The sequence below is a fragment of the Halomonas sp. 3F2F genome (genome assembly GCF_014897805.1).
GTDB lineage: Bacteria > Pseudomonadota > Gammaproteobacteria > Pseudomonadales > Halomonadaceae > Vreelandella.
Genome location: NZ_JABUZE010000148.1, coordinates 23,482 through 37,816 on the forward strand (window position 1 = coordinate 23,482; position 14,335 = coordinate 37,816).

12 protein-coding genes are annotated in these 14,335 nt (G+C 52.6%); 11 read left to right on the forward strand and 1 reads right to left on the reverse strand.

The window, feature by feature from the left end:
• The first annotated feature begins 16 nt into the window (after nucleotides 1-16).
• The 10 genes from INT21_RS15830 (at nucleotide 17) to INT21_RS15875 (ending at nucleotide 12,605) form a co-directional block, all read left to right on the forward strand.
• Complete coding sequence (locus INT21_RS15830; protein WP_193085452.1) at nucleotides 17-1,003, forward strand: sugar-binding transcriptional regulator; 987 nt, start codon at nucleotides 17-19, stop codon at nucleotides 1,001-1,003.
• A 400-nt stretch (nucleotides 1,004-1,403) separates the two neighbouring features.
• Entirely contained in the window at nucleotides 1,404-2,522 is a 1,119-nt protein-coding gene (locus INT21_RS15835) for an MDR/zinc-dependent alcohol dehydrogenase-like family protein (protein ID WP_193085453.1), read from the forward strand.
• Between the two features lie 80 nt (nucleotides 2,523-2,602).
• A complete protein-coding gene (locus INT21_RS15840; RefSeq protein WP_193085454.1) occupies nucleotides 2,603-3,253 on the forward strand; it encodes a DUF2291 family protein in 651 nt (216 codons plus the stop codon).
• Nucleotides 3,254-3,263: 10 nt separating this feature from the next.
• Complete coding sequence (locus tag INT21_RS15845; RefSeq protein WP_226930671.1) at nucleotides 3,264-4,847, forward strand: sugar ABC transporter ATP-binding protein; 1,584 nt, start codon at nucleotides 3,264-3,266, stop codon at nucleotides 4,845-4,847.
• A 25-nt stretch (nucleotides 4,848-4,872) separates the two neighbouring features.
• Complete coding sequence (locus INT21_RS15850; RefSeq protein ID WP_193085455.1) at nucleotides 4,873-5,976, forward strand: ABC transporter permease; 1,104 nt, start codon at nucleotides 4,873-4,875, stop codon at nucleotides 5,974-5,976.
• Nucleotides 5,977-6,050: 74 nt separating this feature from the next.
• A complete protein-coding gene (locus tag INT21_RS15855) occupies nucleotides 6,051-7,007 on the forward strand; it encodes a D-ribose ABC transporter substrate-binding protein (protein WP_193068661.1) in 957 nt (318 codons plus the stop codon).
• A 129-nt stretch (nucleotides 7,008-7,136) separates the two neighbouring features.
• Complete coding sequence (locus INT21_RS15860; RefSeq protein WP_193085456.1) at nucleotides 7,137-8,042, forward strand: ribokinase; 906 nt, start codon at nucleotides 7,137-7,139, stop codon at nucleotides 8,040-8,042.
• 500 nt (nucleotides 8,043-8,542) lie between these two features.
• Nucleotides 8,543-9,583, forward strand: coding sequence for an AbrB family transcriptional regulator (locus tag INT21_RS15865; protein WP_193085457.1), 1,041 nt, complete (start codon nucleotides 8,543-8,545; stop codon nucleotides 9,581-9,583).
• A 36-nt stretch (nucleotides 9,584-9,619) separates the two neighbouring features.
• Nucleotides 9,620-11,530 carry an ABC transporter ATP-binding protein gene (locus INT21_RS15870; RefSeq protein WP_319022702.1) on the forward strand — a complete coding sequence of 637 codons (1,911 nt, stop codon included), beginning with the start codon at nucleotides 9,620-9,622 and terminating at the stop codon, nucleotides 11,528-11,530.
• A 67-nt stretch (nucleotides 11,531-11,597) separates the two neighbouring features.
• Complete coding sequence (locus INT21_RS15875) at nucleotides 11,598-12,605, forward strand: zinc-dependent alcohol dehydrogenase family protein (protein WP_193085458.1); 1,008 nt, start codon at nucleotides 11,598-11,600, stop codon at nucleotides 12,603-12,605.
• 93 nt (nucleotides 12,606-12,698) lie between these two features.
• Here the strand turns inward: INT21_RS15875 and INT21_RS15880 are convergent, their stop codons facing one another.
• Nucleotides 12,699-12,965: a hypothetical protein gene (locus INT21_RS15880; protein ID WP_125750576.1), complete on the reverse strand. Its 267-nt coding sequence runs from the start codon at nucleotides 12,963-12,965 to the stop codon at nucleotides 12,699-12,701.
• 130 nt (nucleotides 12,966-13,095) lie between these two features.
• On the opposite strand from INT21_RS15880, the gene INT21_RS15885 reads away from it, so the two are divergent.
• Nucleotides 13,096-14,328 (forward strand): hypothetical protein, encoded by a 1,233-nt coding sequence (locus INT21_RS15885; RefSeq protein ID WP_193085459.1) that lies wholly within the window; start codon nucleotides 13,096-13,098, stop codon nucleotides 14,326-14,328.
• The last annotated feature ends 7 nt before the right edge of the window (nucleotides 14,329-14,335 follow it).

The following is a 14,335-nucleotide window of genomic DNA, read 5'->3' on the forward strand; positions in this document are numbered from 1 at the left end:
CGATGGGATTAATAGGATGAATGAGCGCCAAGACACCGCTGATATCGATTTGATGACTGAGATCTCCACTCTCTATTATGTGCAGGGCGAGACTCAGAAAGTGATCGCCAATCGGCTCGGACTTTCCCGGATCCGGGTGGGTCGCCTGCTCAAGCGCGCCCAGACGGAGGGGATCGTGGATGTGCGGGTGCGTCAGCATCCAGCAGTCAGCGCTGAGATTGGGTTCGAGCTGAAGCGTCGCTTTGGTCTGAAGCGCGCCCTGATCGCTTTGGATAACGCCGATCCGGACATTCAGCGCTCTTCGGTGGCCAGCCTGGTGGCTGACTATCTTTCACGCATCTTGACCGATGGTCAGATCGTTGCTGTGGGTATGGGGCGTAATGTCGGGGCGGTGGCCGACAATATCTTCGGTGCCGAGCCGCTTAACGTGTCTTTCGTTTGCGCTATCGGTGGCTCGCTAAGGGCAGGGGAGTACATGAATCCGGACCATATCTGTCGGCGCATGGCGAGCAAGTTCGGAGCGGAAAGTGAAACCCTCTACGCACCGGCACTGGTGCAGAATAGCGAGCTGCGTGATGCTATCTATGAAAACCCGACCGTGCGTCAGGCCCTTGATCGTGCTCGCCGTGCCAATATAGCACTGATTGGCGTTGGCGATGTTAGCGAAAACAGTAACATGGTGCGCATGGGTTGGTTCACTCCCCAAGAGATTGCCGAGGCGCGACTCTCTGGTACCGTTGGCGACGTGATGGGCTACGACTTTATCGATATTCATGGTCACCCCTCTGCTACGCCTATGCAGGGCCGGGTTATTGGTCTGAGTATTCAGGATCTGACCCGAGTGCCCGATGTTATTGCCATTGCCAGCGAAAACACCAAGGCGGTGGGTATTCTTGGGGCGCTGCGTACTGGAGTGATTGATACCCTCGCTACAAGCGCCTCCAATGCGCACACTATTATTCGCCTGGATGAGGCGACCCGTCGGGGCGAGAGCTCCGTCTGATCGAGCAGGTCCAGCTACCCATTGCCTACCTAATAAGCCACCTCGCACCACCTGCTGATGCGAGGTGATGACGCTCGTCTCTGGATGTTGCTAGGCCCCTGCTCTTTGTCCTTCGGTATGACGGTTTGGAAAAAAGCCCTGTTACTCGTCTTAAGATATGTTCATATGATCACTCTGTGATCACATAATTTTAGTTAAATTGTTGCCCTCCGCATCACTATGCTGCTGCATGGATAAGATGAAATATATAAAATCCTTAATAATCATAAGCATATTAGTTATCCTAAAGTATTAGAGAGTTATTGGTACTGGATGCATTGACGCAGCAATAACTCTGATACTTAATACATATGAACGAAGAGAGAGCTTTTGTAATAATCGGCATGCTAAGGAGGTTCACATGACCAGCGCCAGCAGTAACGTGACAACTACCAACCTTGAAGTACCTGAAACCATGAAGGCTGTGGTTGCTTATGCTCCCGGTGATTACAGGCTGGAAGACGTGGCGGTTCCCAAGGCGAGAGATGGCGAGGTACTGATCAAAGTCGAGGCATGCGGTATATGCGCCGGTGATCTGAAAGCCTATGAGGGTGCGCCGAGTTTCTGGGGCGATGAAACACAGCCGGCCTACATCAAGGCCCCCATGATCCCCGGGCATGAGTTTATTGGACACGTTGTAGAGCTTGGCGATGGTGTTGAGGGCTTTGCAATCGGAGACAGAATAATTTCCGAGCAAATCGTGCCCTGCTGGGATTGCAGGTTCTGCAATCGCGGCCAGTACTGGATGTGCGAAAAGCATGATGTCTATGGCTTTCAGCACAATGTTAACGGCGGTATGGCCGAGTATATGGTGTTCCCTAAAGAAGCCATCAATTTCAAGCTGCCTGATGACATCCCGATGGAGAAGGCCGTTCTGGTCGAACCCTATGCCTGTTCACTGCATGCCGTAAAGCGTGCCCAGATAGAGTTGGGTGATGTTGTGGTGCTGTCGGGAGCGGGAACGCTGGGGCTGGGCATGATCGGTCCCATCAAGAAATCCGGCCCTGCCAAGCTGGTTGTCCTTGATTTGAACAACAACCGCCTTGAACTTGCCAAGAAATTTGGTGCGGACATCGTGCTCAACCCTGCTGAGGTTGATGTCGTTGACTATGTAAAGAGCATCACGGATGGCTATGGGTGTGATGTCTATATAGAAGCTTCTGGTGCAGTGCAATCGGTTGAACAGGGTTTGTTCATGATTCGCAAGCTGGGCCGTTTCGTGGAATTCAGTGTTTTTAAGGACCCGGTAACCGTTGACTGGAGCATTATCAGTGATCGCAAGGAGCTCGATGTTCTCGGCGCCCATCTTGGCCCGTATTGCTACCCCCTAGTGATCGAAGGAATCAGCAACGGAGACTTCCCCACCGACAATGTCGTCACACACAAGCTGCCACTTGAAAAATTTCATGATGGACTGGACTTGATGCGCAATGAGCCTGATGCGTTGAAAGTGGTATTAGTGCCGGATTGGAAGGGCTAGTCGTCAGGAGGGCTAGCCTCCCTGGTGGCTAGTCCAAGCTCAATAACTAACATCCAAATACAACGATAAGTGGAGTTGTCATGACGGCCACAATAAATTTTGCTTCCAAAGCCAGTGGGAAGCATAGAGGGGCTTACGTCCTTGGTGCATTAACACTGCTGCTTGTCATTCTCATGATGATGGACACCCATACGGTCAAGATCAGCGAACTCGAAGACTCAGGCGAATTTTCTCAACAGCGTTTTGGAGAAGAGAACTTTCCGTCTATTCAGGAATATATTCAAGCCAATGCCATCAGTGCTGAAGAATTGGCGGCTGAGGTGCTGGAAGATGCCGGTGCCGCTGGCCAGGCCTATGGTGTTGCGGCGGGAATTGGTCACATTGTACCGGTGACGATGACGGGCGTCGCTGAAGCAGGCCAGTCAGGTATCTATTCTCTCGATATTGAGGGAGTACCCGACGATATCACTATTCGCGTTCAGACCGGCCCTGTTATCAATGGCACCACGCTGCGTGATGCCACAGGAGATATCGCATTTGGCAACTTCACTAACCAAATCGAGTATCAGGATGCGGGGGCGGCTCTTAACGAAGAGATGAAACGTCAGGTATTGGAAGGTATCTCCGAGCTGGATCTGACCGGCAAAACCCTTGAAGTAGTGGGTGCCTTCATGCTGCTAAACCCCAGTAACTGGCTGGTAACCCCGGTGCAGTTGAACGTTTCTGAGTGAGGGTTTAACCATGCATGCAAATACAGCAGCACCAGCAGCCATGTCATCAAAACCTTCATCGTCAGATGCAGAGCCATCAGCAGGTGAGGTGATTCTCTCAGCGCGTAGCATTGAGAAGCGTTTTGGGGCAGTGCATGCGCTCAAGGAAGTTAACTTCGATATTTACCGCGGACAGGTAACTACGCTTTTCGGGGAAAACGGCGCGGGCAAATCGACATTGATGAAGGTTCTATCAGGCGTCATTGCCCCAACTGCCGGAGAGATAGTGCTTGAAGGCAAGGCGGTACACTTTTCCTCGCCGGCGGATGCCGAAGCACTGGGCATCACTATTATCCATCAGGAATTGAGCCTGGCTCCGAATCTCAATGTGCGTGACAACATTTTCATGGGGCGCGAACTCACCAGGGCAAGCGGAAGCGTTGACTATCAGGAAGAGGCGCGAGAGACCCAGCGCTTGATGGATGAGCTTGATGAGCCGATTGACCCCTTGGCACTCGTTGAGGATCTTCGGGTTGGGCAACAACAGATTGTCGAGATTGCTCGGGCGCTGTCCAAGAACTCACGCATTCTGATCATGGATGAACCGACGTCGGCCCTGAGCGCATCGGAAGTGGAGACCCTGTTCAAGGTTGTCGAGGACCTTAAAAGGAAGGGTGTATCCATCGTCTACATATCACACCACCTGGAGGAAGCGCTGCAGATTACCGATCACGCTGTTGTATTGCGTGACGGCGTGATGACTGCATATGCACCGCGCCGAGACATCGACCTGCAGTGGATTGTCACGAATATGGTGGGGGAAAGCTTTGACCTGGGTTCACCGCCCGTTGGATACGAGCAGGGGGATGTTGCTCTTTCCATCAAACATCTGTCCCTGTCTGACAGCAATGTTGACGACCGCTATGTCGTCGATGACCTGTCTCTCGATCTTCGTGCCGGCGAGATTGTGTGTATCTATGGGTTGATGGGAGCCGGTCGCACGGAGTTGCTGGAGTGCATCGCGGGGCGGACCCAGCAGGCAAGCGGGGAAATCCTTCTCAACGGGCACGATATCTCTCACCTTACCATCGCCCAGAGAATCAACGAAGGCTTGGCATTGGTGCCGGAAGACCGTCAACGCGATGGACTGGTCCAGACAGTGAGCGTGGGGCGAAACCTCACCCTGGCAAGCATTAGTGAGTTTACGCGCCGACTGTTTACCTCATCTGAACTGGAAGAGAAGATCGTCTCCTCTGCCATCGGTAACGTCCATATCAAGACGGACGGTGGTGATGCCGCGATTGGCTCACTGTCTGGGGGCAACCAGCAGAAAGTCGTTATTGGCAAGATGCTGGCTACCCATCCCGACGTCATCATGCTGGATGAGCCCAGCCGGGGTATCGATATCGGTGCCAAAGCCGAAGTCTTCAAGTTGCTAAGCGAAGGCGCTCGCCGGGGGCTTGCCGTGGTTTTCTCGACGTCTGAAGTCAGCGAATGCCTGAGCATACCGCACCGTGTCCTGGTCATGAGCAAAGGAAGGATATCGGCAGAATTTTCGCCCGGCGTAACCAAGGACGAGATTATGGCTGCTTCAGGTGAATCGGTAGCCGTGTAACATTCAAATCGGATAGGTAGCAACCATGTCTCAGCACAATAATAATGCATTACTCGGCGGTAAAAGCCGAATCAATATTGTCCATATGCTGCTTGAAGGCAGAGCCTTCTTCGCGCTGATTGCAATCATCATCGTATTTTCGATCTTATCGCCTGTCTATTTCTCGACGGGTAACTTCCTGACCATGTCGTCGCATGTGGCAGTGTTCGGGCTGCTTGGTATCGGCATGCTATTCGTCATCCTTACGGGAGGTATCGATCTCTCGGTAGGTTCAACCATGGCGCTATGTGGCGTCTTTGCCGGCTTGTTGCTGGAAGGTATACACATCGAATCACTGGACCTGGCCTTCTACCCCTCCGTATGGGTGGTGGTTGTGCTGACGTGCCTGCTGGGCGCCTTTGTCGGCACCCTCAACGGTGTACTGGTTGCCTACTTTCAGGTACCGGCTTTTGTCGCCACCTTGGGCATGCTTTACGTGGCTCGCGGTGCGGCCTTGCTGCTGACCGATGGCTTGACCTTCAATCAGCTCAGTGGCGATCCGACACTGGGTAATACCGGTTTCGAGTGGCTCGGGTTCAACAAACTGTTCGGCATTCCGATGGGCGTGCTGATTCTGTTTGTGGTAGCCGCCGTCTGCATGGTGGCACTGAGCCGCACTCCCTTCGGGCGCTGGATCTATTCCACCGGCGGCAATGCGCGCGCTGCGGAGCTCTCCGGTGTTCCTGTCAAACGCGTCAAGCTTGCCGTCTACATCATCTCAGGTATGTGTGCCGCAATGGCAGGCATAGTGCTCGCTTCCCAGTTGACTTCTGCTGGCCCTACAGCTGGCACCACCTATGAACTGACGGCTATTGCTGCAGTTGTGATCGGCGGTGCGTCCTTGATGGGAGGTCGTGGCACGGTACGCAACACCTTGCTGGGTGCCTTTGTTATCGGGTTCCTAGCTGATGGGCTGGTCATTATCGGTGTCTCTGCCTACTGGCAGATGGTGTTCACTGGCAGTGTCATTGTCTTTGCAGTCATGCTGAACAACATTCAGTACAGCGCTAAAAAGAGCACCACAAAACCCGCTGATAAAAAGGCGGATTCATCAGCTCCTCAAGAAATTTCCAAAGCGAAAGCCACCTGAGTGGTCTTCTGCAGGAAAGGATGGCCGTAACGGCTTGAAGCTCGCACTATAAACACAAAAGTGAGGAAAACGTCATGTTACCGAAAAGCAAAAAGCTCCTGTTTGCCGCCATTGTAGGTGCCTCGGCACTCTTCAGCGGATCTCTGGCCGCACAGGACAAGGGCCTGATCTCGATTATTGTCAACGACATGTCTAACCCCTATTGGCAGACAGAAGGTAGCGTCGCCGAAAGAACGGTGGAAGAGCTGGGGTATGAAGCCAGCGTAAGCTCTCATGTGGGCGACACTAATACGGAAAGTAACCAGGTGGATACTGCCATCACCAATGGCGCGAAAGCCATCATTCTCGACCCGGCGAACGCCGATGGCTCGATTGGTGCTGTTCGCAAGGCAGTGGATGCCGGTATTCCAGTGTTCATTATTAATGCCGAGATCAACCAGCAAGGCCTTGCCAAGGTACAACTGGTTTCCAACAACGCCCAAGGAGCGGCGCTTGGTGCGCAGGAATGGGCCACTCAACTGGGCGGTGAAGGCACCTATGTCGAGTTGATGGGGCCGCCGTCGGATAATAATGCTGCCACTCGCTCCAATGGTTATGAAACCGTCTTGAGCCAATATCCCGATCTGGTCAGCAAGGCGTCCGATATTGCCAACTGGGATCGTACTGAAGGCCGTAACAAGATGCAGAGCATGTTGCGTTCCAACCCTGATATCACCGGCGTGATCAGCGGTAATGACGAAATGGCCCTAGGTGCCATTGTGGCATTGAAACAGGAAGGCAAGCTGGATGATGTGATCGTTGGGGGATTTGATGGCAGCCCTGATGCTGTTGATGCCGTGCGTGCTGGCGAGCTTGCCTATTCGGTCCTGCAGCCGGTAGCGGTCTTTGCCGAGGACGCGGCACGAATCGCCGACCGCTATATTCGTACAGGCGAAACCGGCCTTGATGGTGAAAAGCAGCTCTACGACTGCATCCTGATCACCCCGGATAATGTTGATCAGTACGTATCTCCCTTCGTGTTGGAGGGGTAGTTAAGGAGGTTTTTTTTAAACAGGGTTTTTAGGTCAGCCAGCGTTAATGCTGGCTGATTTTTTAACTACATTCTTTATACAGCTAAAGTTATTAATAATAGTTGAACTCTAAAGTGAGGAGCGGTGCCAGTGATTTTTAACTTTGGTTCAATTAATATCGACCATACTTATCGTGTGCCATATTTTGTATGTCCCGGTGAAACACTCAAAAGTGATGAATATATTAGTGGATTGGGGGGGAAGGGAGCCAATCAGTCGCTGGCGATAGCGCGTGCCAAGGGAAGGGTAAGTCACTGGGGCAGGGTATGCTCAATGGACGCCTGGGTGACTGACGAGTTGCAACAAGCGGGTGTTGATGTGAGCGATATTGAGCTTACCGCCGAGCCAAGCGGGCGCGCAATTATCCAAGTTGATCAAGGTGGCGAAAACGCTATTTTATTATTCTCCGGCGCTAATCATGGTTTTACTGAAGAGCAGATTTTGTCGTTGCTGGCAAAAACGACTCCTGGCGATACAGTACTTGTTCAAAATGAGTGCAATGCTCTTGATAAACTTATCCCGTTAGCGGTGAGTCATGGCTGTAAGGTGGTGCTTAACGCTGCCCCTATGAGTGAAGAGATTTTATTGCTGCCTTTGAACCAGTGCCAGTTACTCTTCTTTAATCGTACCGAGGCGCTGCATTTATTGGGTATGCCCATAGACTCAAAAATTTCAGATATATTAAGGCGTTTGGATGAAGCGTTTGGAGATACTGAGGTCATTCTGACGCTTGGTAGTGAAGGGGCTTGGTATCAGTACAATAAGAAGACCTTTTTTCAAGCGGCCTTAAAGGTGAAAGCTATTGATACAACGGCAGCGGGTGATACCTTTGTTGGCTACTTCCTAGCGGCTCGGCAGGCGGGACTAGAGCCATCAGCATGCTTGCAAAGGGCAACTGTGGCGGCAGCACTTACGGTTCAGAAGCATGGTGCTGTCAGTAGTATCCCTACGGCAGAAGAGGTCGATAAGTTTATACGTCAGAATACTCAAGGGTAGTTGAAGTCAGAGCATTAATTTTCTAATGAATATACCCTCTACTATCAAAGGGCTATTGGCGTCACTTTAGTTATTGGCGGTCATTTAGACCGCCCGTTATTTCTGCCATATGCCGTAAGGGGCTAGGTAGTTGACTAACGTAGCCCGTAAATTCGGCGATGTTGTTCCAGTGTTGTGACTAGAACTTCAGCGTTCACCGAGCCTCCTGTTGTTCTCAACTGGTAAGTTATCCCCACCGTTTTAGCACTCGCGGGCTTGTCCGCATCAAATAGTGACTAGCCCCCGCTGTGAGAAAATTCGCCATTGCTGGCTGACGGATACAGATAACATGGCAGAAAAATTTAAGGTTAACCTCTGAATAGCTGGGCTAAACAACAAAAGCGATATTCCTAAGCCATCATAGAAGCCCGAGCCGTTGGTTCAGTGCTAAACTACTGGAGCTATTAGCAGGTTAATTATTGCGTCAGTAGAGACTGGGTTTTTAGATATAGGGAGTCGATGTGAAGGGCGTCATGTTGAGTGCAGGGAGCACAAAAGCGCTATCCATATCGCTTGCCGTAGGCGCCGTGGGCGGCATCGTTTTTCACCTCGCCGGTTTACCGCTTGCCTGGATGCTAGGCCCACTGATCGCCAACCTGCTGGTATCGGCAAAAGGAATTAACGTTGGCGTACCGGAGCCGCTGCGCAACGTGTTTTTAGCGGTTATGGGATTGGTACTGGGCAGTCAAGTAACCCCTCAACTTGCCCATCGTGTGCTGGACTGGCCAATCTCGGCAGCACTCTTGCTGGCAGGTGTTGCGGCATCCACCGCGGTTGCTGCGGCGTGGTATCGTCGCTGTGGCTTCGACCCGGTCAGTGCTTGGTTTGGTGCATCGCCAGGGGCCATGACGGCAATGATCATGCTCGGTGATCAATGTGGCGGTGACCCGCAACGCATCGCCATTGCCCAGTCACTACGGATTATTCTCGTTATCCTGTTTCTGCCTCCCCTGTTTTGGGCATTTGAAGGCGGTGCTGGTGACATTGGGCCAGCCCAGGCTACCCTTGAGCACGGCTGGATGCTGCTCACTATTCCTTTCTTATTACCGGTGGGCCGGTGGCTGCGCATTCCAAGTTCGGCGTTACTTGCGCCGCTTATTATGGCGGCCTTGCTCTCTGGGTTTGGGCTGGCCAGCCTTAGCTTGCCTGGTTGGGGAATGAACCTCATGTTATGGGTGTTGGGCAGCGCGATTGGCTCGCGTTTTCAAGGCATGACACGACGCCTGCTCGGGCGCTATTTATGGCAGTCGGGGGTGGCGACGCTGCTTGCACTGGTGGTGTTAGCACTGTTTGCTGAACTGATCCATCAGCTGTTGGGCGTGCGCCGAGACGTAGCCCTATTAGCGCTGGCTCCCGGTGGCATCGGTGAAATGGCTATTCTTGCTGTCGCGCTTAATATCGATCCTGTGTTTGTAGCATTTCACCACTTACTGCGTATGGTCACACTGATGATCTTGGCCCCTTTTTGGGCTCGTTGGCTATTGCGTCGCCAATCTTCTTAACTACATCTGTCTATTAAGGTAACGAAAGGACTTTCCATGTTGTCACGTACGCTAGCGCCGCTGTTCCGTTACTTTGAAACGCGGGTGAACCCCTATCCCGAAGGTGAGGTTGCCACGCCACCGAAAGGTCTGCTGCCGTTTATTTGGCATTTTTCGCGCCCTGTATGGCCGTGGCTATTGCTGATGTCGGTCGCGACTGCCTTGGTTTCCGCAGCGGAGGTGGTGTTTTTTAGTTATATGGGCGACTTGGTCGATTGGCTGGGTAACGTAGAACGCGCGAATTTCTGGTCGGATCACGGGCTTTGGCTGGCAGGCGTGGGCGTGTTAGTGATTATCGGCCTGCCGCTACTGGTACTGGCGCAGTCTCTGGTGACCCACCAAAGCATCTTCGGTAACTACCCGATGATCGGCCGCTGGCTTTCTCACCGCCATATGCTTAGCCAAAGCTTGGCCTTTTATCAGGATGAGTTTGCAGGGCGAGTGTCGCAAAAAGTCATGCAAACAGCGTTGGCTATTCGTGAGACTGTCACCAAAGTGATGGATCTAATGGTTTACGCCATTGTGTACTTCACTGGGGCGGCAATTTTATTAGGCCGTGCAGACCCGTGGCTGCTATTGCCGTTAGCAATTTGGTTGGTTGGCTATTTAGGCATTATGCGCTTTTTTGTCCCGCGCCTGCGCGATGTTTCGATGGCTCAGGCCGATGCACGAGCCCAGATGACGGGGCGCGTGGTTGATAGTTACAGCAATATCCAAACGATTAAGCTGTTTGCTGATACCGAACGTGAACAGGGCTACGCCAAGGATGCGATGCAAGGTTTTATGGACACGGTGCATCGTCAAATGCGGCTAGTCACCATCATGAGTGTTTGCCTGACGCTGCTCAATACGCTGCTACTTGTGGGAACGGCGGGTATGGCGATCAGCGCTTGGTATTTTGACGCTATTTCCCTGGGCGTGTTAGCGATTGCGATAGCCTTGGTGATGCGTATCCGCTTTATGTCGGATTGGATTTTATGGGAAGTGGCCGGTCTGTTTGAAAATATTGGTACGGTGCAAGATGGTATGAATACCATCGCCCAGGAGCCCACGATCAAAGATAAGCCCAATGCCAAAGCGCTCGCGGTGCCCAATGGCGAAATTGTGTTTGATGCGCTGCGCTTTCAGTACGCCCAGGCTAAGGGTGAAAGTAAAAACGTCTTTGACGGGTTGAGCCTGACGATTAAACCTGGCGAGAAAATTGGCTTGATTGGCCGATCCGGAGCAGGTAAGTCCACCCTGGCCAATCTGTTGCTGCGCTTTTATGACCTACAGGGCGGGCGTATCCTGATTGATGGACAGAATATTGCTGATGTTACCCAGACCTCATTACGTCATCAGATTGGCATGGTGACTCAGGATACCTCGCTGCTGCATCGTTCGCTGAGAGATAATATTCGCTACGGTAGCCCTCATGCCAGCGATGATGATGTGTGGCAAGCAGTGTGCCGCGCCCACGCAGATACGTTTATTAACGAGCTGGTCGACCCTAAAGGGCGACGCGGGCTGGATGCCCATGTGGGCGAGCGCGGTGTGAAACTATCCGGCGGTCAGCGCCAGCGTATTGCCATTGCTCGCGTGCTGCTTAAAAACGCCCCGATTCTGGTGTTGGACGAGGCTACCTCAGCGTTGGATTCCGAAGTGGAAGCCGCGATTCAAGAGCAGCTCGATTCGCTGATGGAGGGAAAAACGGTGATTGCCATTGCGCACCGACTCTCTACCATTGCGATGCTTGACCGATTAATTGTGGTCGATGAAGGTCGTATGGTGGAGAGTGGTACTCACCAAGAATTGCTGGCACAGAACGGTATTTACGCCAGCTTGTGGCAGCGCCAGTCCGGGGGCTTTTTGGGGCACGATCTTGATCTTGGCCTTGATACTGACTCCAGTGCCCTCATTTCATATTAGACCAGTCGTTTACTAGGCTTTTTAATACTAGTCACAGTGGACGACATGTGTTCAATAGGAGGTAGTGATGCAAGCCATTCAGCTTCGAGAGCCCGGCGGTTTAGCTAAACTGGACGTGGTTGAACTAACGACGCCAGGTGAGCCTGGTCCCGGTGAAATTAAAGTACGTCTGCACGCCAGTTCACTTAACTTTCATGACTATGCCGTGGTAGCAGGGATGATTCCCACCGCAGATGGCCGTATTCCCATGTCGGATGGTGCCGGTGTGGTCGAAGCGGTTGGGGAAGGCGTTAGCGAGTTCGCAGTTGGTGATGCCGTTGTGTCGACCTTTTTCCCTGACTGGCTGGAAGGGCCTGCGCGAGTAGGCGACTTTGTCACCACGCCAGGGGATGGCATTGATGGCTATGCTCGCGAGCAAGTTGTGGCTGCCGCTACCTCGTTCACCCATCAGCCGCAAGGTTACAGTCATGCGGAGTCTGCGACGCTGACGACCGCAGGCTTGACCGCTTGGCGGGCACTAGTCGTTGATGGTGGATTAAAAGCAGGAGACACCGTGCTGGTGTTGGGCACCGGGGGCGTTTCCATTTTTGCGCTACAGTTTGCCAAGATGATGGGCGCGCGGGTAATTGCCACATCGTCTTCTAATGAAAAACTGACCCGCCTGCGCGAGCTGGGCGCTGAACACACCATTAACTATAAAGAAACGCCTGACTGGGGCAAGGCCGTTAAGGCGTTAACGAATGGTGAAGGTGTCGACCATGTTGTTGAAGTAGGCGGCCCTGGTACGTTGCCGCAATCGGTTGAGGCGGTAAAAATTGGCGGGCATATCGCGCTGATTGGTGTGCTAACCGGTCGGGAAGGCGAAATACCAACAGCCAAGTTGATGGCTAAGCAAGCTAAGCTGCAAGGTCTTATTGTGGGAAGTCGTCGTCATCAAATTGAGATGATTCGTGCTATCGAAGCGGCTAATTTGAAGCCGATTATTGACCGTGAGTTTGCACTGAGTGACATTGCCGACGCCTTCCGCCATCAGGAGTCCGGTGAACACTTCGGTAAGATTTGTCTGACTTTCTAGCTAGGCAGTGCTTATTACTAGGTTGAGTTAACTTTTTTGGTTTTGGAGTGTTGCCATTGCACGCCCACTGAGGAGTGGGTGTGCAAAAAAAGATCACGTTTCCAAGCGGCTATACACGACCCCTTTAACTTCAAGTTCCCAAATATCATCATAAGGAACGGTGACTCCTTCGATATCACCCGGGTCCCCTGTGCTGTTTTTGATCTGCGTTTCAGGAATGACCTTTAACCCCGTAAAGCCAACATGTTGAATACGTGCGCTAAATCGATTTCCTTCGTGGTCGATCAGCACCCGTTCGCCTGCAATGCACTTTGAAAGCTTTTCATGCAGTTCTGCCATAGTGACGTTAACTACGCTCATTGTCGCCTCCTGCGCTTTGCTCTCATATAAGTTAGCTATTGTATAACGACTTTATTTTAGACGATAAGTTCGGCTAACCCCTCATGAGGCATGCTAACCTTAATCCACTTATCTATGTTCGAGGCGGCATATGACGCAGCGCTCAACGAAGTCTGCTTTTTCGCCATGGGAAGTGGTGGCGCTTGAGTCATTTCAAACACCAGAACACACCCAAGCCAGCCAGTGGCGGCGTAGTTGGCGAGCAGCAACTACATGGATAGTAGGTAGAGAAGCCTCGGAACGCCAAGCAAAAGAAGAGAGTGAGCTGCGTAAGTTATCTGAAGTCGCACTTTCGCACTGGGTGCCTGCTATTGATTGGACGCCGGCGGCTCGCGCCCTCAGCCAAGTAACGGAAGAGTGTGTTGATGCGCCAGTCGTGTTGTTTATTTCACCACCTCATGGTGGTCACGGAGCTGTTGTTAGCCATTGGGCGCAGCAGCAGGGCGTCAATTGCATATCTGCGCCCACCCTCAACGAGCTCACAGAGGGTTGCCTAGAGTGGGTCGAGCGCTGTGGTTCCCAGCGTCAGTGGGTAATCCCCGCCTTAGAGCGGCATTTTTTACGCCATACCCAAGGGCTGCAGGGCGTCCGTGAATTGTTAGAGCGGGCGTTAAGTGGCCGCTTGGGGCAGGGCGTGATTGGTTGTGATAGCTGGACGTATGCTTATTTGCAGCATGCGGTGGGGTTGGAAGGCGTACCCGTGGTTACCCTGCAGGCATTAGAGGGTGAGCAGCTGGCACACTATTTTGCCCAGTTGGCGGGTGATGGTGGCGTCCGCCCGACGGTGTATAGCTCCCGCACGGGACAGCCGATTCTTGCTGACGTTAGTGAAAATAGCGCTGATGGTGAGCGTTCCTATAACGAGCGTTCCTATAACGAGCGTTCCTATAAAGAGTTGCAACGTCTAGCAGCCCACTGTCGAGGGCATTTAGGTATTGCTTGGCACTACTGGCGAGAGCGGCTGCGCGAACCGGCGGGAAATGACGAAAGTGGCCGTTCACAAGAGCAGTCTCAAGGGCAGTCAAAAGAGCCGTCAAAAGAGTTATGGCTACTAGACGCATTGGCGGAAGCGGAGCTAGCATCGGATACGGGGGATGTGGCAACGCTGTTGCTACATACGCTGCTCATTCATGGGGGGCTAGAGGATCAAGCGTTAGGGTATGTGCTGCCATTCTCGAGTCATGAAGCGCTAAACGCACGGTTAGCACTTGCTCGCCAGGGAATTCTCCGTTGCCATCAAGGGCGCTGGCAAGTCGCCCCATTAAGCTACGCAAGCGTGCGACAACTGCTGGAATCGCGAAACTATCTAGTTGACCCGCTTTAGGAGCTTA